Source organism: Xanthomarina sp., assembly GCF_035306605.1.
Taxonomy (GTDB): domain Bacteria; phylum Bacteroidota; class Bacteroidia; order Flavobacteriales; family Flavobacteriaceae; genus Xanthomarina.
In genome coordinates, this window is the sequence record NZ_DATGNR010000075.1 from 26,319 (window position 1) to 45,592 (window position 19,274).

The 19,274-nt window shown below is 33.4% G+C and carries 17 protein-coding genes; 5 read left to right on the forward strand and 12 right to left on the reverse strand.

The window, feature by feature from the left end:
* Positions 1-34 precede the first annotated feature (34 nt).
* From VKY41_RS09975 to VKY41_RS09985, 3 genes are all read right to left on the reverse strand, one after another.
* A complete protein-coding gene (locus tag VKY41_RS09975) occupies positions 35-277 on the reverse strand; it encodes a hypothetical protein (RefSeq protein ID WP_500814306.1) in 243 nt (80 codons plus the stop codon).
* An 80-nt stretch (positions 278-357) separates the two neighbouring features.
* Positions 358-1,167, reverse strand: a complete 810-nt coding sequence (locus VKY41_RS09980; protein WP_500814307.1) for an MBL fold metallo-hydrolase — start codon at positions 1,165-1,167, stop codon at positions 358-360.
* Positions 1,168-1,212: 45 nt separating this feature from the next.
* Positions 1,213-2,688, reverse strand: coding sequence for a helix-turn-helix domain-containing protein (locus VKY41_RS09985; RefSeq protein WP_500814308.1), 1,476 nt, complete (start codon positions 2,686-2,688; stop codon positions 1,213-1,215).
* Between the two features lie 120 nt (positions 2,689-2,808).
* On the opposite strand from VKY41_RS09985, the gene aceB reads away from it, so the two are divergent.
* On the forward strand, positions 2,809-4,407 hold the full coding sequence (gene aceB / locus VKY41_RS09990; RefSeq protein ID WP_500814309.1) for a malate synthase A: 1,599 nt from the start codon (positions 2,809-2,811) through the stop codon (positions 4,405-4,407).
* Positions 4,408-4,478: 71 nt separating this feature from the next.
* Complete coding sequence (locus VKY41_RS09995; protein ID WP_500814310.1) at positions 4,479-6,110, forward strand: isocitrate lyase; 1,632 nt, start codon at positions 4,479-4,481, stop codon at positions 6,108-6,110.
* A 56-nt stretch (positions 6,111-6,166) separates the two neighbouring features.
* Here the strand turns inward: VKY41_RS09995 and VKY41_RS10000 are convergent, their stop codons facing one another.
* Both VKY41_RS10000 and VKY41_RS10005 read right to left on the reverse strand, forming a co-directional pair.
* Positions 6,167-6,631: a GNAT family N-acetyltransferase gene (locus tag VKY41_RS10000; RefSeq protein WP_500814311.1), complete on the reverse strand. Its 465-nt coding sequence runs from the start codon at positions 6,629-6,631 to the stop codon at positions 6,167-6,169.
* Positions 6,606-7,643, reverse strand: coding sequence for a formimidoylglutamase (locus VKY41_RS10005; protein ID WP_500814312.1), 1,038 nt, complete (start codon positions 7,641-7,643; stop codon positions 6,606-6,608). The genes VKY41_RS10000 and VKY41_RS10005 overlap by 26 nt, the downstream gene beginning before the upstream one ends.
* 93 nt (positions 7,644-7,736) lie before the next feature.
* On the opposite strand from VKY41_RS10005, the gene VKY41_RS10010 reads away from it, so the two are divergent.
* Positions 7,737-8,615 (forward strand): DUF8428 domain-containing protein, encoded by an 879-nt coding sequence (locus VKY41_RS10010; RefSeq protein WP_500814313.1) that lies wholly within the window; start codon positions 7,737-7,739, stop codon positions 8,613-8,615.
* An 88-nt stretch (positions 8,616-8,703) separates the two neighbouring features.
* Here the strand turns inward: VKY41_RS10010 and hutI are convergent, their stop codons facing one another.
* The 3 genes from hutI to fumC form a co-directional block, all read right to left on the reverse strand.
* Positions 8,704-9,939 (reverse strand): imidazolonepropionase, encoded by a 1,236-nt coding sequence (hutI, locus tag VKY41_RS10015; RefSeq protein ID WP_500814314.1) that lies wholly within the window; start codon positions 9,937-9,939, stop codon positions 8,704-8,706.
* A gap of 99 nt (positions 9,940-10,038) precedes the next feature.
* Positions 10,039-11,475, reverse strand: a complete 1,437-nt coding sequence (locus VKY41_RS10020; protein ID WP_500814315.1) for a T9SS type A sorting domain-containing protein — start codon at positions 11,473-11,475, stop codon at positions 10,039-10,041.
* A gap of 55 nt (positions 11,476-11,530) precedes the next feature.
* Entirely contained in the window at positions 11,531-12,928 is a 1,398-nt protein-coding gene (fumC, locus tag VKY41_RS10025) for a class II fumarate hydratase (protein ID WP_500814316.1), read from the reverse strand.
* Positions 12,929-13,240: 312 nt separating this feature from the next.
* On the opposite strand from fumC, the gene VKY41_RS10030 reads away from it, so the two are divergent.
* A complete protein-coding gene (locus tag VKY41_RS10030) occupies positions 13,241-13,420 on the forward strand; it encodes a hypothetical protein (RefSeq protein ID WP_500814317.1) in 180 nt (59 codons plus the stop codon).
* Positions 13,421-13,651: 231 nt separating this feature from the next.
* Here VKY41_RS10030 and VKY41_RS10035 read toward each other — a convergent pair whose 3' ends face one another.
* From VKY41_RS10035 to prfB, 3 genes are all read right to left on the reverse strand, one after another.
* A complete protein-coding gene (locus VKY41_RS10035) occupies positions 13,652-16,108 on the reverse strand; it encodes a TonB-dependent receptor (RefSeq protein ID WP_500814318.1) in 2,457 nt (818 codons plus the stop codon).
* Between the two features lie 119 nt (positions 16,109-16,227).
* Positions 16,228-16,569 carry an arsenate reductase (glutaredoxin) gene (gene arsC, locus VKY41_RS10040; protein ID WP_500814319.1) on the reverse strand — a complete coding sequence of 114 codons (342 nt, stop codon included), beginning with the start codon at positions 16,567-16,569 and terminating at the stop codon, positions 16,228-16,230.
* Positions 16,570-16,571: 2 nt separating this feature from the next.
* Positions 16,572-17,682 (reverse strand): peptide chain release factor 2 gene (gene prfB, locus VKY41_RS10045; protein ID WP_500814320.1). Its coding sequence is split into 2 segments (ribosomal slippage): positions 16,572-17,618 and positions 17,620-17,682, totalling 1,110 coding nucleotides; the frame shifts between segments, so codons are not numbered across the junction.
* A 96-nt stretch (positions 17,683-17,778) separates the two neighbouring features.
* Here prfB and VKY41_RS10050 point away from each other — a divergent pair.
* Complete coding sequence (locus VKY41_RS10050) at positions 17,779-18,804, forward strand: threonine aldolase family protein (protein ID WP_500814321.1); 1,026 nt, start codon at positions 17,779-17,781, stop codon at positions 18,802-18,804.
* 77 nt (positions 18,805-18,881) lie between these two features.
* Here the strand turns inward: VKY41_RS10050 and VKY41_RS10055 are convergent, their stop codons facing one another.
* Positions 18,882-19,205, reverse strand: a complete 324-nt coding sequence (locus VKY41_RS10055; RefSeq protein WP_500814322.1) for a YbaB/EbfC family nucleoid-associated protein — start codon at positions 19,203-19,205, stop codon at positions 18,882-18,884.
* Between the last annotated feature and the right edge of the window lie 69 nt (positions 19,206-19,274).

A 19,274-nucleotide genomic window follows, 5' to 3' on the forward strand; every position in this document is an offset into this window, starting at 1 on the left:
CGGGCGTTTTTTTATTTATATAATTTCCAATTTATTAACTGTCTTCGTATAAGTGACTTTCAGTAAAATCTTTATAAGTTTTTGTGTTTTCGTCTAAATCAGAGTTATAAGTCTGGCTCAATTTATGGCTTTCTTTTTCTAATAGATAGGATTTTCTCCATCCTAAAATCAATAATACCAAGAAAACAACAACAGCAACAAACAAGGCTATAACAACGCTAGTTTGTCCCATTAACGGAATGGTTAGGACCTTTGGGAAGGCGGTGAATTCTAACATTTAGGTACTCGATTTAATTAATAGCTACTCAAAGATAAGCTTTTTTTTTAACTAAGCTACTAGTTCCTAAATGACTATAACTATTTGTACCAATCTAATTGCACGACTTCTATATCCTTGTTTCCTTCAGTTACCATACTTTTAAATTTTTCTACGTCACTAAAACCTTCTGTTCCTTTGTAATGATATGGATATACTTTTTTAGGCTTAAAGTCTAAAACAGCACTTGCAGCACTTTCAACAGTCATGGTATAAGGTAAATTCATACATACAAAAGCTATGTCAATATCGGTTAATTGTCTCATTTCAGGAATATCTTCTGTGTCACCTGAGATATAAATGCGTTGTCCACCAAGTTCAACTATATAACCATTACCGCGACCTTTTGGGTGGAATTCTAGCGCTTCTTCTCGTAAATTATACATAGGTACCGAATAAACAACTACATCTAAACCTGCTTTAGTATAGTCTACTTTTGCATTGTTTCTAACTGCAAATAAATTATACTGTAAAGCCTCTGGTATTTTAATAGCTACATCTGGCGGAGTAATAGGCTGAGCTGTATCTGTCATGATTCCTTCAAAAGTTTCTAAATCAAAGTGATCTTCATGGATATCGGTAATTAAAACAACACTCGGTTTTTTTTCGTTTTTATATAATTCAGGACCACCAACAGGGTCTACATAAATTACAATATCTTCATACTCTAAAATAAAACTCGCATGATTTATAGGTTTGACTATAATTTCTGGTTGAGGCTCTTTTTCTTTTAATAAAGTTTTATCTATTTCAGTTTTCGGAGTACTATTAATAGTGTTCTCCTTATTCTTTTCTTTGCATCCAAATGAAAGTAAAGTAATAAGAGTTAAAATTAGAAATGATTTGTTCATATAAATTGTGTTTTTTATGATATAAAGTTTGTAATTATAATAGAACTAACTAAATCTCGTAATTAATTCTTCAACGACTAATTCAATTTTTCTACTGTTAGCTTCCTGTTCGAGCCTGAGTGCAGGTGCTTTTCTAACTTCACAATCAGAAATAGCACAACGTTCGCAGGTAACCCCTACATCAAAACTTTTTATTTTATCAGACTCTAAAAATGCTAATTTTCTTCTTAATTGTTTATCTATTAATAGTCCTACCGTAATACTTCTATAATGTCCTTCTCTAAAAGGATCTTTTGATGCAGAAGATAAAACCAAATAACTCATGTTGTCACTCGGATAATTAGAAATTTGCATATCGAAAATATGTTCTTCGTTGTTCGAGCTTATGTCTTTTAAAACTCTTAACGATACCCACCGTCTGCAATAATGTTCATTAGTTTCGTTTGCATGAGGTGAATGCTGAAGCGATATGTGTAACTCTTTTTTAAGATGAAATTCTTCTGATCCAGATTGATGCGTAAATCGTAAGAAGAAAAGATTTGGGATATTAAAATCTTTTGGTAAAATGTTTGTTAAGCGCTGATAAAATGATTCCGGTGATGCATTAAAAGATGTAATAATATTTAAAAAGAATTTCTCGTCAAAAGTTTCTTTACTAAACAATATATTAAGCTTTTCTGTAACTAAAGCTCTTGGTAAAATTAGAGCTCCAGCAAAATAGGAAGCATAAAAATTATTTAAAACCTGATCAAAATTATCAAATTTAATCCAAGTAAAGGTGTAAAGACGTTCTTTAAAATCTAAATAATTATAAGCAATTTCTTTGGCGTATATAAATGTTTTTTGAGCATCATCCATTTTGCTAGCTAACAACAAAGTTTTAGTTTTTGGTATAAAAACAGAGCGTAAATTATCTAATTCTAAGTGTTTGTCTAATTCTTTTTCGTTTATGGTATAACCATATTCTTCGATAAGGATTTCTTCTAATTCAGCGGATGAAGTTGGAAGGGTTAAATCAATTTGATAAGCTTTAGCAAACCTAACGGCACTTTGCTCTATGTCATCAAAATAATTATTGTTTGCTTCTTGAAATGAGCGTAATGAGGCTAAATAAAAATTCTCACGGCTAAAATTATAGTTTTTCGCAATTTTTATAACGGTGCTTATAAAGGCATTTACTTTGGCAGGTGCGTTTGATATGATGTCTATCAGGTTGCTTTCTTTAATTCCAAACAGTTCTAAAGGGATTTCTTTAAGTACTTTAGACTGTAAAACTTCACCTATCGGAGCCAGATTTTTATCTAATTTTAAAGAAACCATCTGGTCGTATGGAACATCTAACTTTTCCGATAAAATAGCTATCTTATCTGGTTTTGGATATTTTTTTCCTTTTTCAATTTCGTTTAAATAGGATTTTGATAGGCCTGAAAGTTTAGATAAACCAAAGAGTGATAAATTCTTCTCAGTGCGCTTCTGCTTTAGTTTTAAACCAAAAATAAGTTTGATGTATTCTTCTTCCATAAAATCAAATATAGTGTTTTTTACGTATTTTTTTGTTTTGCGAATTTAAAAATTTAGCGAACGTTCGCTTGGTTTTTAAAAATGTTTGTTTTAATATTGTGTCTGTAAAATTATAACAGCATGGAAAACACAGTATTACTTCAGGAAAAACTTCAATTCTCAAGTATAGTAACCGAATTTTATCCAGAGATTTTAACAAAGGAGGCTTTAAAGTTTATCAAAGCTTTACATGATAAATTTAATGACAGCCGGTTAGAATTGTTAGAGACTAGAAAAAAACAGCAAAGTATTTTTGATAAAGGTGTTTTACCGGATTTTCCAACAGAAACGAAACATGTTAGAGAATCGAATTGGAGTACTGGTCCAATTCCAAAAGATTTATTGGATAGACGAGTAGAGATAACTGGTCCCGTAGAAAGGAAAATGGTTATTAATGCTCTAAATTCTGGAGCAAAAACATTTATGGCTGATTTTGAGGATAGTACAGCACCATCCTGGAAAAACATTATGGATGGTCAGCAAAACTTAAAGGATGCGGTTGAAAAAAAGATATCGTTTACGAACAAGGATAAGATGAAAGAATATCAACTTAAAGCTAAAACAGCTGTTTTATTGGTTCGTCCAAGAGGTTTGCATTTAAATGATAAACATATTTTAATTGGTAGTAGTGAAGTGTCCGGAAGTTTATTGGATTTCGGTTTGTACGTGTTTCATAACACTAAAACACTTCAAAAAAATGGTACAGCGCCATATTTTTATCTTCCAAAATTAGAACATTACTTAGAAGCACGTTGGTGGAACCAAGTTTTTGAATTTGCCCAAGACTATTTGAAAATACCAAGTGGAACTTTTAAAGCAACTGTTTTGGTTGAAACTATTACAGCTAGTTTTCAATTAGATGAAATAATATTCGAGTTAAAAGATCATATAGTAGGTTTAAATTGTGGACGTTGGGATTATATTTTTTCATATATCAAGAAATTTAGAAATCACCCCAATTTCATAGTTCCAAATAGAGATCAAGTAACCATGTCATCTCCCTTTATGGATGCTTATTCAAAATTAGTAATTCAGCGTTGCCATAAAAGAGGAATACACGCTATTGGTGGTATGGCGGCGCAAATTCCAATTAAAAATGATGAGTATGCAAATATTATAGCTTTAGAAAAAGTTAGGGTTGATAAGGAACGAGAAGTAAAGAATGGTCATGATGGAACCTGGGTAGCACATCCAGCTTTAATAGAAGTAGCCATGCAAGAATTCGATAAACATATGCCTACACAAAACCAATTACACGTTAAGAGAGATGATGTTCAAGTTATTCAAGAAAATTTGCTTGAATTACCCATTGGAACAATTACAGAAGAAGGGATTAGAAAAAATATTAATGTAGCTATTCTTTATCTAGAAGCTTGGCTTCGTGGTTATGGGGCTGTTGCTCTTTATAATTTAATGGAAGATGCTGCTACTGCCGAAATATCAAGAACACAAATTTGGCAATGGCTTAAAAATGAAGTGCTTTTAGAGGATGGCAGAAAATTTAACACAGAGTTATATACATCCATTTTTGAAGATGAAGTTGAAAAAATACTAACACAAATTGGTCCACAAAATATTGAAAAAACCAAATTCCACCTGGCTATAAAATTATTTGATAAGTTGGTTATATCCGACGAATTCGAAGAGTTTTTAACCGAGTCAGCTTACGAATATCTGTAAAAAAAATCCTGCGAATGCTCGAACACTCAACAGGATTCCATTATTAACATTTAATAACCAAACACAAAAGTATGAAAAATTTAGCAGAATCAAATTATAGCTCTGCCTTGCAGACTGTAAGAAGTCTTAAAGAAAAGTACGGAAAAACATGGGATGCAATAAATCCTGAAAATGCCGCTAGAATGGTTACCCAAAACCGTTTTAAAACGGGCTTAGACATCGCAAAATATACGGCAGCTATCATGCGGAAAGATATGGCGGAATACGATGCAGATTCATCAAATTATACGCAATCACTAGGTTGTTGGCATGGTTTTGTGGCTCAGCAAAAAATGATTGCTGTAAAAAAACATCACAAAACTACGGCTAAAAAATACTTATATCTTTCAGGTTGGATGGTAGCAGCATTACGTTCGGAATTCGGACCATTGCCAGACCAATCCATGCATGAAAAAACAGCAGTTCCGGCTTTAATAAAAGAAATTTACGATTTCTTACGTCAAGCTGATGCCATTGAATTAAATGATTTGTTTAAGAGGCTAGAAAATGGTGAAGATGTGCAAAATCAAATAGATAATTTTGAAACTCATATAGTTCCGATAATTGCAGATATAGATGCTGGGTTTGGAAATGAAGAAGCTACTTATTTGTTAACGAAGAAAATGATTGAGGCTGGCGCTTGTGCGATTCAGATTGAAAATCAAGTTTCAGATGCTAAACAATGTGGACATCAGGATGGTAAAGTTACCGTGCCACATGAAGATTATATAGCTAAATTAAATGCTATTAGATATGCGTTTTTGGAACTAGGTGTAGAAGATGGGATTATTGTTGCAAGAACCGATTCTGAAGGGGCTGGTTTAACCCAGAAACTTCCTGTTAGTCAAGAGCCAGGGGATTTAGCTTCTCAATATTTATCTTTTGTTGAAGCAGAAGAAATAACTGTTAATGAAGCCAAAGAAGATGACGTGCTACTTAAAAGAAATGGGCAGTTAGTTCGCCCCGTTAGATTAGCCAATGGCTTATATAAGTTTAAAGAAGGTTCCAATATAGATCGTGTTGTATTAGACTGTATTACTAGTCTTCAGCATGGAGCAGATCTTTTATGGATTGAAACTCCAACTCCTAATGTGAAACAAATAGCCCATATGGTCAATAGAGTTAAAGAAGTTGTACCAAATGCTAAATTGGTTTATAATAATTCACCGTCATTTAATTGGACATTGAATTTCCGAAATCAAGTATATGACGAAATGTTAACCTTAGGAAAAGATTTGTCTAATTATGATAAAAACAATTTAATGGATGCTAAGTATGATGGTTCTGAACTTTGTAAGCTGGCTGATGATAAAATTAGAACCTTCCAAATAGATGGAGCAAGAGATGCTGGAATTTTTCATCACTTAATTACTTTGCCTACCTATCATACGACGGCATTAAATATGAATAATCTTACAGAAGGATATTTTGGTGATCAAGGCATGTTAGCTTATGTTAAGGAAGTTCAGAGACAAGAAATACGTAAAGGAGTTTCCTGTGTAAAGCACCAACGGATGGCTGGTTCTGATATAGGTGATGCACACAAAACCTTTTTTGCTGGCGACAAAGCACTAAAAGCTGGAGGTGAAAAAAATACGGCAAATCAATTCGAACTGAATTCAGCAAACAATAAAGTTAAAGATAGCTTAAGTGTAGTTGCTTAAATAAATATAATATCCATTTGTTATAAAGGGCGTTTTATTTTTATAAAGCGTCTTTTTTATAAAGGATATTCCATTTTAATATCACTTCTAGTGTAAGCGCAATTGGCTTCTAAAGGAGTTTCAACAAATCCATACTTTTTGTAAATATATATGGCATTTTCCAATTTTCTGCTAGAATAGAGTACCAGTCTTTTAAACTGTTGCTCTTTGGCGAAATCCAAACAATGTTGCATTAGTTTTTGCCCTATTTTATATCCACGATATTCAGGAGAAACAGCCATTTTAGTGAGTTCAAAAGTCCCTTCGTCTACTATAGGCATGAGTGCTACTGTACCAACTGCTTGTTTGTTTAACAAAACAAAAAATATAAAACCACCTTTGTTTATAATATATTTTTTGGGATTATTTAATACTTCCTCATCAAAGGGTTCTACTGAAAAATGAAGCTTTAGCCACTCCATATTTAAAGCATAAAAATCTTTTGAATAGCTAGGATTAAACGGAATGATCTCTATTTGCATTGGCTCTAATAAAATCGGTTATTAAATAGCTAATTAATTTTCCAACCTGAGTTTCAGTTTGTGGAGTAGGAGCGGCTTCGCAAATGTGTAAATAAGTGGCGTTCTTATCTTGACCAAAATAGGAAACAAACTGTCTAGCTTTATTTACAGAAAAACCACTTGGAGTCATAGCACTACTTGGTGTGTTTTGGATGGCATCACAATCTATTTCTATTCCAAAGAAGTTTTCTGAAATATGTTTTAAGGCTCGCGACATTTCCCCCTGAAAGCTTAGGTTTTTTCTAATGCTTATTTCTTCGAAGGTGTTGTAGGCTATATTTTTATTTTCATCTAAAGTTTTAAAAATGTCTGTTGACGTGTAATTTTCATGAAGACCAAAAATGAAATATTTCTTTAAAAACCCTTCAGAATAAGCATATTTAAAACCGTTTCCACTATGCCTGCCTTCTTCTTTTCTAAAATCGGAATGAGCATCAAAGTTAACAACGTTTATTCTCGTGTTTAAAGCTAATGAGGACCCTTTTATATTTCCATAGGCATTGTTGTGTCCACCTCCAATGATTATTGGTTTTTTACCTGCTTTTATTATTTGATAAATACAATTTGATACTTCAGCATCAATTTTAGAAACTAATTTTCTAGCCTTCTCGATGTCTTTTGTTTTATTTTGATCAAGTTTTGATAATTTTTCTAAAACCTTCTCAAAATTAAGATGTCCTAAAATAAGTACCTTATCTGCATGAGTAAACACATTACTTTGTATATTTAACAAAACTTTAATGGAGGCTTCCCAAGCATCTGAAGTGCCTATGTTTCCGTAATTAGCGAAAACCCCTACATCTTCAGGTAGTCCGAGAATTACATACTCAACGTCTAAAGCTTTAAGTTCTTCGTATATATTAGAAATGTCGTTTAGTGTTTTTATATGTTCTCCGAACTTGGATTCACCGGGCCTTTTATTTAAAAGTTTTTTTAATTTGCTAGTGTTGAAAATAATAAGATTATTATCCATAATAAGATGACCTATTTAAGAAGCTAAAATTACATTTTTTAAACAATTTAAACTAAATCAAAACTAATTTAATAACAAGAAACACAAACACAAATGGAAAATAGTAATAATACAGGATTAAAAGTAGCATTAGGAATTGCTTTAGTGCTATTTCTTGGAGCAGCTTTTTACTCTTTTGACTTATTGAAAGACAAAAAAGAAACAGAAGCTCAGTTAACAGCCGAAAAAGAGTTAGTAATGAAGGACCTTAGCAATATGGCTAAGCAGTACGATATTGTTATTGGCGATAATGAAGCTGCAAATCAGAAATTAGTTGAAGCAAAAGCACGTATTCAAGGTTTAATGGATTCTCTTAAAATTTCAGAAACTAATGTAAAAAGTTTATGGAGTTACAAATCAAAATATTTATCTCTTCAAAAAGAAATGAATGCTTTGTTAACTGAAAATGATAGACTAAAAATAGAAAACTCTTTGTTAGCATCGTCACTTGATAGTACGAGAGTTCGTTTAGACGAGCGTACCATGTTTACGGATTCTTTGTTGGTTCAAAATTCGGCTTTAGCTGAAGTTGTTGAGAATGCTGCGGTTTTATCTACTGTAGGTTTAAAAGGATTTGGAGTTATTGAAAGGTCGTCTGGTAAGTTGGTTCCAACCGAAAGAGCTGGACGTTCAGATAAAATTAGAATCTGTTACACTGTTGCTAAAAACAATTTGGTGCAAGCTGGAGATCAAGAATTATATGTTCAAGTTATCGACCCTAAAAACAACACCTTGGGTGTAAATGAGCAAGTTCAGTTTGGTGAAAAAACGCTTAATTATAGTTTGGTTAGTAGGTTTAATTATGAAAAAGCCAATTTGGATATCTGTGAATTTGTAAGTCCTAATGATGGAGGGTTTGAGTCAGGTCGTTATACAGTAAATGTTTTTAATGCGAAAGATTTAGTATCAACTACAGAATTTACTTTAAAATAAAAGCAAATATACCTAGCTAAAACGATTGAAGCTAATAAACAGAAAACCCGAAAGTTGAAACTTTCGGGTTTTTTATTTAAGAGTTTTTTTAGTAAGGCAACCCATTTATAATAACTTGGTCTAAATGATTGTCTCCAAAAGCATAGGGTAGAAACCCGTAACTAGGAACTTCTTTTGTAATAATAATGTTTGCTTTTTTTCCTTTGGTAATACTTCCGTACATATTTTCTATTCCCATAGCATAAGCACCATTTAAAGTGGCTGCATTAATGGCTTCTTCAGGAGTTAACTTCATTTTAATACAAGCTGTACTTATAACAAAGTTCATATTTCCACTTGGAGTGGAACCAGGATTATAATCTGTTGCTAAGGCCAATGGAAGTCCGGCATCTATTAGTTGTCGTCCAGGTGTGTATGGAATACTTAAAAAATAAGAACAAGATGGTAAAGCTACAGGAATGGTGTTACTACCCTTCAATACTTCTATGTCTTCAGGATTTAGCAATTCTAAGTGATCCACAGAAAGAGCTTGGTGTTTTACGCCAACTTCAATACCTCCAAAGGCATTGAATTGATTGACATGGATTTTAGGAATTAAGCCATGTTCCGTTCCTGCTTTTAAAATACGTTCCGTATCCTCTAGGTCAAAATATCCCTTTTCACAGAATACATCAATATAAGTTGCTAGCTTTTCCTTGGCAACCTCAGGAATCATTTTATTTATTATTAAATCTACAAAACCTGTTTTATTATCTTTAAACTCCTTTGGAACAGCGTGTGCGGCCAAAAGTGTCGCTCTTACTTTTACAGGAAATTCTTTTTTCAGTCTTTTAATAACCCTTAGCATTTTAAGTTCTGCATCTACAGTTAAGCCGTATCCAGATTTTATTTCTACAGCTCCAGTTCCAAGTTTTATTATGTTTTTAAGGCGTTGGGCAGATTGCTGATAAAGGTCTTCTTCACTAGTATTTTGTAGTTTTTCAGCCGAGTTAAGAATACCACCGCCACGGTTGGCTATATCTTCATAGCTTAAGCCATTTATTCTATCTACAAATTCTTGTTCTCTATTTCCAGCATAAACTATATGAGTATGTGAATCACACCAAGTAGGCAGTACCATCTTTCCAGAAGCATCTATAATGTTGTCAGCTTCAAGGTCGCCTAGGTCATCCATAGACCCATAATCTATTATGGTATCGTGCTCAATTAAAAGGTATGCATTTTTAATACTTGGAAGTATTTTCATGTCTTTCCCTTTTATTATTGAAATATTTGTGTCCCTAACTTGAAGGAGTTCTTTGATGTTTTTTATTAGTAATGTCACAGTATTTTGTTTTTTTCAAAGTTCCGGATTTTTTTCTGATAATAAAAAACGCCATCAATAAAATGATGGCGCTTTGGTAATATATTAGTTATAATAAAACTATTCTTTTAAAAATTTAAAACTCGTATTTGAATTCTCTAGTTTTAAAATATACATGCCTTTTTGAAGGATTGAAACATCTAAACCTTCACTAGGAAGCAACGTTTGACTTAAAACTTGTTTTCCTAACACATCAAAAACAGATACAGTTTCAGATTCTGAATTCAGACCTTTGAATTGAATTTTGTTTGATGTTGGGTTCGGGTAGATGCTAAGAGCGTTTTCTTTGAAATCTTCGATACTAATCGTATTCATATCATTTATAAATAGAACTAGATCATTTTGGAGGTGACTAATTGCTGCAATATCTAAACCGCCATCATTATTAAAATCAGCTACGGCCATAGAGAAAATTGATGAAGTTGAATCGTCCATAACAATTTCACTACCAAAACTTCCAGAGCCATTTCCTTCGAACCAAATGAGGTCAAAATCTGTAGCTCGTCCATTTCCTACAATTAAGTCATTGGTTCCATCATAGTTGATGTCTGCCACTGCAATCGCTGCAGATCTTTTAATGCTTGTTGGAATTGTTGTTTTAGTAAAGGATGTATCTGTTCCACTAGTGTCGTTAATAAACCACGCTATATTAGGATTGGTTCCAGGATTGTTATCAGATCGTATGATCTCAAGATTTCCGTCGTTATTAATATCTCCAAAAATCACAGACCATAGATAGCCGTTTCCTGAGTCTACATTATTTGTATAAGCAACAAATGGAACATTGCCAGTGCCATCAAGACCGTCTTGAATAAACTTGTTGTCATATAATTTTACCTCGCCATTTCCAGTATAACCCACTACTACATCTAAATCGCCGTCACCATCAAAATCTGCAATGTCAAATGAGCCAGGGCCCGCTCCTGCAGCTTCTTGTGCTAAAGTGCGCATAGCATCAAAAGTACCATCACCATTTCCTAAAAAGTAAACCACAGAGTTTGAAGTATATGCTGTAACAATGATATCTAAATTACCATTTGGATCGTTGTCAATATTTGCAACTTTTACAGCACCAGCTCCTGCAATTCCATTCGCGATGAGGGCAGCAGGTTGAAAGGTTTCGTCACCATTGTTCTCAAACCATACTAATCTATCGTTGTATGATCCTGTAGCAATAATATCATTGTGACCATCCTTATTTAAATCAGCAATCGCAATACTTTCTATATACGATAATGCAGCTGTCCCTGTTACAGTAAGAGTAACCCCTGCAGCGAAGGTAGCATCACCATTGTTTTTATACCAAGTTACTTTGCTGCCATTGTATGTTCCAATGGCTAGATCTAAATTACCATCATTGGTGAGGTCGGATGCAGCTACAGCATATGGTCGTGCACTTGTATTTGCATCAATGGTACTTTTTGTAAAAGTGGTTTGTGCTTTGATGGTTGTACAGGTGAAAATTAAAGTGATAAATAAAAGTAGTGTATGTTTCATATTTTTAATAATTGATTAGTTATCGCTAATATATTGATTTCATTTTATTTGAACACTATTTTATTTTTCCAACCATATCTTCAGGTCTTACCCAAGCATCGTAGTCCTCAGCAGAAACATAACCTAAATTAATAGCTTCTTCTTTTAAAGTAGTTCCATTTTTATGAGCTGTATTAGCTATTTCAGCAGCTTTATAATAACCAATTTTAGTATTTAAAGCAGTCACCAACATTAAAGAGTTGTTTAATAATTGTTTAATTACCTCATGATTTGGTTCTATACCTGCAGCGCAGTGCTCGTTAAAACTTGTACAAGCATCTCCTAATAATTGAGCAGATTGTAACAGGTTTGCTGCCATCATCGGTTTAAATACATTCAGTTCGTAATGACCTTGAGTGCCTCCAACAGTTATAGCTACATCGTTCCCCATAACTTGCGCGCAAACCATAGTTAAAGCTTCACATTGCGTAGGATTTACTTTTCCAGGCATAATAGAACTTCCAGGTTCGTTGGCAGGAATAATAATCTCTCCAATTCCTGAACGTGGTCCTGAAGCCATCATTCTAATGTCGTTTGCTATTTTGTTTAAAGAAACAGCTAGTTGTTTTAGGGCACCATGAGTTCCAACAAATGCGTCGTGAGCTGCTAAGGCTTCAAATTTATTTTCAGCTGTAACAAATGGTAGGTTTGTAAATTTTGCTATGTATTCAGCTACAAGTTCTGCATATCCATCTGGTGTATTTAAACCTGTTCCAACAGCTGTTCCTCCTAAAGCTAGTTCAGCTAAATGAGGAAGTGTATTTTGTAAAGCTTTTAATCCGTGATCTAATTGCGATACATATCCTGAAAACTCTTGCCCTAAAGTTAGTGGGGTAGCATCCATTAAGTGAGTTCTACCAATTTTTACAACATTTTTAAATTCTATAGATTTATTATGAAGGGTATTTCTTAATTGAATAATTCCAGGTATCGTGGTTTCAATAATTTTCTTATAAGCAGCAATGTGCATTCCAGTCGGGAAGGTGTCGTTGGACGATTGAGATTTGTTTACATCGTCGTTAGGTTGTATGGTTTTTTCACCTTCACCAATAACGTTCCCTGCTAATTGATGTGCTCTATTGGCAATTACTTCATTTACGTTCATGTTACTTTGGGTTCCTGACCCAGTTTGCCAAATAACCAATGGAAATTGATCGTCGTGTTTTCCTTCAAGGATTTCATCACAAACTTTTGCAATTAAATCGCGTTTCTCTTCAGAAAGAACCCCTAATTCACAATTGGTATAAGCTGCTGCCTTTTTTAAATAGGCAAAACCGTAAATTATTTCTAAGGGCATCGATGCCGAAGCTCCAATTTTAAAGTTGTTTCTTGAGCGTTCAGTTTGCGCTCCCCAAAGTTTATCTGCAGGCACTTTAACCTCGCCCATGGTATCTTTTTCTATTCTAAAAGTCATGATTAGTAAAATATTAAATGAATCACAAAATTACAATTTTATCCCTAATTTAATTAGTACTTAGCTTGTTATTTGTAAGAAAGCATCCGTTGCTTACGTCTACATTTCTGAATAACAAGATATAGCTACCACCTAGTAAAGATTATTGTACTTATTTAGCTTGTTTCTAATAGTGTAGAATGGGATTTGTTATATAAAAACAAGCTTTAGGGGAAAATCTTAACAAGAATGTTAATAAATCTTAAACTAGCTATTGTTTAAAAACTCCATTTCATGTATATTTGCCTTGTTATCTAAAAAAAGATTTTTGTTATGTTCGATTTTGACCAGTATTTAGGATTTTTAGCATTTTTAACCATACTAACAATTGGTTTTTGGTTAATGATATTTTTAATGACTTTTGTAATTCCTTATTGGATTGGAGGAGCATTAATGGAACGTATGAAAGAAATGAAAGAAGAAAAGAAAGCAAAACGTGAATTAAATAGTTAATTAGTTTTACTTTTTATAATATATAAAAACGTCTAGAAAGCAATTTCTAGACGTTTTTTTTGTTGTTATTTTATAGGGAAGGAACCTTAAAAATAAATCTTTTATTAAATCCAAATACTCATAGCTTTCTTAATTTCTTTTGTTCCTAAAAAAACTTACTGGTGATTGGTGAAATGAAAAAAGGCCATCTTAAATAGATAGCCTTTTTATTATGATGTTAATTTATGTTCCTTATCCAGGAAAATCCATATCATCGCCACCACCGTTGCCGGTTCTTTGCTGACGTTTCTTTTGTTGATTGAATCGATAAGTAAACGATAAGTTAATGCTTCGTTCTCTCCATTGAAATTCAGAATCACTATAAAAGGTAGATGTTGTAGTTTCCATCATACGTTTTCTAGTATTAAATAAATCGCTAACATTTAAAGCTATAGATGCATTATCGTTTAGGATATCTTTACTAAATGCCATGTTTGCAGAAAAACTACCTTTTCTTTTGTTTTGGGCATCCTCTGATGGACCTCTATAATTCAAGCTTGTTTGCCATTCTATATTTAAAGGTAACGTGTATTTGTTATTTAATCTAGCAAACCAACTTGAGCTTTTGTTATCAAGCGACAAGCCATTAGGGTCTGTTCCGATAACAGATTGTTGGAAAATGTTAAAATTGGTATTCACATTCCATTTACGAGAATGGTTATATGATAATGTAAATTCAAAGCCATATCTGTCTTCTTCGGCTAAGTTAATTGGTGTACGTTCAATAACTGTAAATTCTTGACCGTTTACGTAAACTGGCACGCCTGTATCAAAACTTACCATAGTAAACACATCTGTAGCATGTTGGTAATACGCCGAAGTGTTTAAAGATACTTTACCAAATTTCTTGTAATAACCTAAATCGAATAAGCCAGAATAACTAGGAGCTAATTGTGGGTTACCTCTAAACACGCTAGTTACACTAGAACGAGATGGGAATGGGTTAAGAAAGAACGACCATGGACGTCTTAGTCTTCTACTATATCCTAAGGTTACATTTTCTTGTTCGTTTAATTCGTAGCTTAAGTTAACAGTAGGGAATAGGCCTGTATAATCGTTTTTGCTATAATCTCCACTAGTAGGTTGGTCTATGGTAATACGTGTGCTTTCTAATCTTAAACCAAGTAAATATGAAAATTTACTTCCTATTTTACTACCAAATTGTGTGTACGCAGCATTTACAAATTCACGATAATTCATAAAGTTGGTTAACGAATCGTTAACAACAAATTGGTTTGTGTTTAAATCAAGAAGTTCAACTGTATAATCTGTATCTTGGTTTTTGAAGTTTCCTCGGTATCCAATTTCAAACTGGCTTCTTTCACCTATAGGTAAAACATAGTCAGCTTGTAATAAAATACGACTTTGATCTTCAAGTGTAGCAACTCTTTCTGTATTTACTCCTTCAAGAAGTACTTTAGAAAACTCATCTTCCGTATTGTCTTCATATTGGAAATCCATGGTTAATTTATGACCACTTTTATCAAAATCTTTATTGAAGTTCAATGAGTACTGTAATACTTTATCGTCTTCTTGTTCAGGATCGAATCGATTGTTTTGAGAAACAAACTGTCTGTTCTCGTCAAGTTGAATTAATGTGTTTGTGGTATTGCTTTCGTTATCACCACTTCTATAAGCTACAGAACCGGTTAAGGAAGCAGACTCGGTAATATACCATTCTATTCCAAAGTTTGTGCTTAAACCTTTTCTAATACGGTCGTATTCATTGGACTCATCTAAATAAGTATCTGGATTATCAATAATTAAGTTGCCGTTATCATCATATCTTCTATTAAAATATTGAGTATAAGAAGAAGAGTTTCCTGGAGCTTCTCTATAGTCGTAGCTTGTAGTATTAAAAATATTTACATCACCTGTTCTATAGTTTATGTTTCCAGAAATACCTGCAGAAGTAGGGTGTCCTGCGCTAAGAGTTACGGCACCATTGAAACCTTGCAATTTACTTCTACGTAGAATAATATTTAAAATTCCAGCGGTTCCTTCGGCTTCGTATCTGGCTGAAGGAGATGTGATAACTTCCACACGCTCGATAGACTCTGCTGGTAACTGACGTAAAGCATCGGTTGAATTGATCCCTACTAAACCTGAAGGTTTTCCATTAATAAGAATCTTTACGTTTTCATTACCTCTTAAAGCAACGTTTCCTTCAACATCTACCGAAACCGATGGGATGTTGTCTAAGACATCACTAACAGTTCCACCACGAACGGTAAGGTCTTGACCAACGTTATATATTTTTTTGTCTAATTTTATTTGAACTGTAGTTTTTTCAGCAATAATTTCTATTTCATCTAAAGCTTCAGTATCAGCTTCTAAATGAATAACACCAATGTTTTTAGATTTCGAAAGTGTTTGATTTGGAATGATTTGTTTTTTGAACGAAATAAATTCGATTGAGATATCGTACGTTCCGGGAGCTACTGGAATACTGAATTCACCTTTTTCAGTAGTAATTCCACCAGTAACAATTCTGTTTTCGGTTTTGCTAAAAAATGCAACCGTAGCATATTCTAACGGTTGGCCTGTGTTTTGTTCAATAACTTGTCCTGTTATAGTTACATCTCTTTGCGCTTGGGCAGTGAAAATAGATAAAACAATAAAGAAAGAAGCTAATAAAAATTTATTCATGATTGTATTTTTGCTTAATAAGACTGCAAAAATAGAATATGGTTTAGTGGCGTTTGGTTAAAAGTTTGTTAAATAAAAAAGCTTTGAAATTCGATGGTTTCAAAGCTTTTTTTACCAAATTATAGAATTTCTGAAATGTTTTCAGGAGGTCTTCCAATTACAGCTTTTTTTCCATTAATTACGATAGGTCTTTCTATAAGTTTTGGAAACTTAACCATGGCTTCAATGAGTTGATCTTCAGTTAAGTCTTTGTCTTTAAAGTTGTCTTTCCAATCAGCTTCGTTTTTTCTAATTAAATCTTCAGCTTTTATGTTTAAAAGACCCAGTACGTCTTTTAACTCGTCCTTTGAAGGCGTGTTTTTCAAGTATTCAATGATTTCGAACTCTTTACCAGACTTTTCTACAAGTTCTAAGCCAGCCCTAGACTTACTGCATCGCGGATTGTGATATATTTTAATCATAATTATAAGGTTTCGTTATCTTCTGTTTTTTGCCCCATCATCATTAAATAGGCTTTTAAAAAAGGTTCTATGTGTCCATCCATAACATCGTCTACATTTCCGGTTTCATGTCCTGAGCGAACGTCTTTAACTAATTTATAGGGGTGCATCACATAATTTCTTATTTGGCTTCCCCACTCAATTTTCATTTTGTCAGCTTCAATGTCTTCTCGTTGAGCTAATTGCTTGTTTAATTCAATTTCGTATAACTGAGATTTTAACATTTGCATAGCTCGAGATCTATTATCGTGTTGCGATCGTGTTTCTGAACAAGAAATCTGTATTCCCGTAGGCTTATGGAAAAGTTGAACCTTCGTCTCTACTTTATTTACGTTCTGTCCACCAGCACCACTAGATCTCGCGGTGGTAATTTCAATATCGGCAGGGTTAATCTCAATTTCAATAGTGTCGTCAACCAAAGGGTATACATAAACAGAAGCAAAACTTGTATGGCGCTTTGCATTGCTGTCAAAAGGTGATATTCGCACCAATCTATGAACCCCATTTTCTCCTTTTAACCATCCAAAGGCATAATCGCCTTCAATTTCAAGGGTTACTGTTTTTATTCCTGCAACATCACCTTCTTGATAGTTGAGCTCTTTTACCTTAAAGCCACTGTGTTCTGCATACATTAAATACATACGCATAAGCATACTTGCCCAATCGCAGCTTTCAGTACCACCAGCTCCAGCTGTAATTTGAAGAACAGCGCTTAAACTATCACCTTCTTCAGAAAGCATATTTTTAAACTCTAAATCTTCAATAAGATTTGTAACTAAATCTACGATTTTTTCTACTTCATCAAGGCTGGATTCCCCTTCTTTATAATACTCATAGGTAATTTCAAGTTCTTCTATTAGTAATTTTGCCTTTTGGTAGTCTTCAACCCATTTTTTTTTGTTTCTAAGCGATTTCATAACAAGCTCAGCAGCCGTTGAATCGTTCCAGAAAGTAGGAGAAAAAGTCTGTTCTTCTTCGTTTTGGATTTCTATAAGTTTGGCATCTATGTCAAAGATATTGTCTAAGCGAACTTAGACGCTTATTAAGATCTTTTATTTGATCTGAAGTAATCATATTAAAAATATTGTTTTCACAAAAGTAAAATTAAAAATTGGCTGATAAAATTTAACTTGATTTAATTTTATAGTTTTATACCTTAATATTTCCTAAATGAAAATAGATTTAAGAAGCGACACAGTTACCAAACCAACCAAAGCGATGTTGGAAGCGATGTTGCAAGCAAAAGTTGGTGACGATGTTTATAAAGAAGACCCAACAGTGAACGAGCTTGAAGAGCGTCTAGCCACCATGTTTGGAAAACCAAAAGCCTTGTTTTTTCCAACCGGAACTATGGCAAATCAAACCGCAATAAAATTGCACACAAATCCGGGTGATCAAGTTATTTGTGATAAAGATGCACATATTTATAATTATGAGGGTGGAGGAGCATCTTTTAATAGTGGGGTTTCTTGTAAATTACTTCAAGGAACTCGGGGTATGTTTACTGCAGAACAGGTTGTTGAAGCTATTAATCCCCCAGATTTTTATCATAGTCCGTTAACAACTTTGGTTGAAGTGGAAAATACAGCGAATAGAGGTGGAGGAGCTTGTTGGGATTTTCAAGAACTTAAAAAAATAAAATCTGTTTGCAACTCACACAATTTAGGGTTCCATTTAGATGGTGCGCGTATTTGGAATGCCTTAGTAGAAAGGGAAGAAGTTGCAAAAGATTACGGGCGGGTTTTCGATACTATTTCTGTGTGTTTAAGTAAAGGTTTAGGGTGTCCTATTGGATCTGTTTTAATTGGAGATGAAAAAATTATGCAAAATGCCATTAGAATAAGGAAAATTCTAGGCGGTGGCATGAGGCAAGTTGGATATTTAGCTGCTGCCGGATTGTACGCTTTGGATCATAATATTGAGCGTTTAGCTGAAGATCACCTAAGAGCGAAGGAAATCGGTCAGGTTTTAAATAGTTTGTCCTTTGTTAAAAAAGTGGAACCGGTGGAAACCAATATCATTATTTTCGAACTCCATCAAAAAACAGACGAATCGAAGTTTTTAAAATTCCTAGAGGACAATCATATTCGGTTAAGTGGTATGGGACAAGGGAAATTACGTATAGTTACACACTTAGATTATACAGATAATATGCATGACGCCTTCCTAACAATTTTAAAAAGGGTGAATATTTAAAAAAAAAAAGCATCAGTAAATCTGATGCTTTTTTTTTTATTAGGTAATAAAATAATGCTAAATCTAATAGTTTAAAATTATTTAAACATATCCATTCCTGGAATATTTGGCATGCCATCTTTTGCTACAGCCGCTAATTCAGCATCATTAATTTGAGTGGCTTTTTCAATGGCTTTGTTCAAAGTTAATATTAGGTAATCTTCTAATTCTTCTTTGTCTTGTAATAAACTATCGTCTATACTAATAGATTTAATTTTTCTGTTAGCAGTTAAGGTTATTTTTAATTTATCGTCGTTGCTTTTTTCATCTACTAAAACTGTGTCCAAGCGTTTTTTAGTATCTTCAACTTTTTTCTGGGTTTCTTTTAACTTACCCATCATTCCCATAAGATCTCCAAACATAATTTATAATTTATTAATTTGAATGCAAAGCTATTTAATTTTCATATTTTTGACAGCATAAATTCAGTA

Excerpts from the sequence above, each read along its gene's own strand:
- VKY41_RS09980 (WP_500814307.1), bottom strand. The coding sequence starts at position 1,167 with ATGAACAAATCATTTCTAATTTTAACTCTTATTACTTTACTTTCATTT.
- arsC (WP_500814319.1), bottom strand. The coding sequence starts at position 16,569 with ATGATTAAAATATATCACAATCCGCGATGCAGTAAGTCTAGGGCTGGC.
- VKY41_RS10035 (WP_500814318.1), bottom strand. The coding sequence starts at position 16,108 with ATGAATAAATTTTTATTAGCTTCTTTCTTTATTGTTTTATCTATTTTC.
- VKY41_RS10020 (WP_500814315.1), bottom strand. The coding sequence starts at position 11,475 with ATGAAACATACACTACTTTTATTTATCACTTTAATTTTCACCTGTACA.
- VKY41_RS10050 (WP_500814321.1), top strand. The coding sequence starts at position 17,779 with ATGAAAATAGATTTAAGAAGCGACACAGTTACCAAACCAACCAAAGCG.
- VKY41_RS10005 (WP_500814312.1), bottom strand. The coding sequence starts at position 7,643 with ATGGATAATAATCTTATTATTTTCAACACTAGCAAATTAAAAAAACTT.
- aceB (WP_500814309.1), top strand. The coding sequence starts at position 2,809 with ATGGAAAACACAGTATTACTTCAGGAAAAACTTCAATTCTCAAGTATA.
- VKY41_RS09985 (WP_500814308.1), bottom strand. The coding sequence starts at position 2,688 with ATGGAAGAAGAATACATCAAACTTATTTTTGGTTTAAAACTAAAGCAG.
- fumC (WP_500814316.1), bottom strand. The coding sequence starts at position 12,928 with ATGACTTTTAGAATAGAAAAAGATACCATGGGCGAGGTTAAAGTGCCT.
- VKY41_RS10010 (WP_500814313.1), top strand. The coding sequence starts at position 7,737 with ATGGAAAATAGTAATAATACAGGATTAAAAGTAGCATTAGGAATTGCT.
- VKY41_RS09995 (WP_500814310.1), top strand. The coding sequence starts at position 4,479 with ATGAAAAATTTAGCAGAATCAAATTATAGCTCTGCCTTGCAGACTGTA.
- VKY41_RS10030 (WP_500814317.1), top strand. The coding sequence starts at position 13,241 with ATGTTCGATTTTGACCAGTATTTAGGATTTTTAGCATTTTTAACCATA.
- VKY41_RS10000 (WP_500814311.1), bottom strand. The coding sequence starts at position 6,631 with ATGCAAATAGAGATCATTCCGTTTAATCCTAGCTATTCAAAAGATTTT.
- VKY41_RS10055 (WP_500814322.1), bottom strand. The coding sequence starts at position 19,205 with ATGTTTGGAGATCTTATGGGAATGATGGGTAAGTTAAAAGAAACCCAG.
- VKY41_RS09975 (WP_500814306.1), bottom strand. The coding sequence starts at position 277 with ATGTTAGAATTCACCGCCTTCCCAAAGGTCCTAACCATTCCGTTAATG.